The sequence below is a fragment of the Treponema sp. R8-4-B8 genome, from assembly GCF_054786175.1.
The window spans coordinates 1-468 of the sequence record NZ_BDHE01000350.1 but is presented as its reverse complement, the minus strand read 5'-3'; the positions used below and the strand labels follow the sequence as shown (position 1 = coordinate 468).

1 protein-coding gene and 1 pseudogene are annotated in these 468 nt (G+C 49.8%); both read right to left on the bottom strand.

Annotated features, from left to right (window positions below; all coding sequences use genetic code 11):
- Positions 1–193, bottom strand: a 193-nt coding sequence (locus tag ACYVRA_RS08720) for a FeoB small GTPase domain-containing protein (RefSeq protein ID WP_461252325.1), incomplete at its 3' end; no start/stop codon positions are given.
- Positions 194–236: 43 nt separating this feature from the next.
- Positions 237–356 (bottom strand): annotated as a pseudogene (locus ACYVRA_RS08715) (FeoA family protein); the annotation flags it as partial.
- Between the last annotated feature and the right edge of the window lie 112 nt (positions 357–468).

The window sequence follows — 468 nt, the reverse complement described above, 5'->3', positions numbered from 1 at the left end:
TGTAAGGGGAGAGCGAGTATATGCCGGGCAAGTCCATAACGGTCACGTCCTTATGGCCTTTGAGTTTCCCCTCCTTCTTCTCCACGGTTACGCCCGGCCAGTTCCCTACGAACTGGTTTGAGCCGGTGAGGGCGTTGAAGAGCGTGGTTTTGCCGCTGTTCGGGTTTCCGGCAAGCGCGATTTTAATAGACATATTATTCTCCTTATTTGTGATTTAAAAAAAGTACAACCGTCTACTAGACCTCGATCAGTTCGGCGTCCGCTTTCCTGATGGAGAGTTCGTAGTTCCGAACCGTGACTTCCACCGGGTCGCCCAGCGGCGCCACCTTCCGGATGTGGACTTCCACACCCTTAGTGTTGTCTCTTATACACATCTAGATGTGTATAAGAGACAGGTAAACGATGCTGTGAAAAATCTTAAGGAGGCTATTGCGTTATATTATGAAGACGACGCGGTTTTCCGCATGA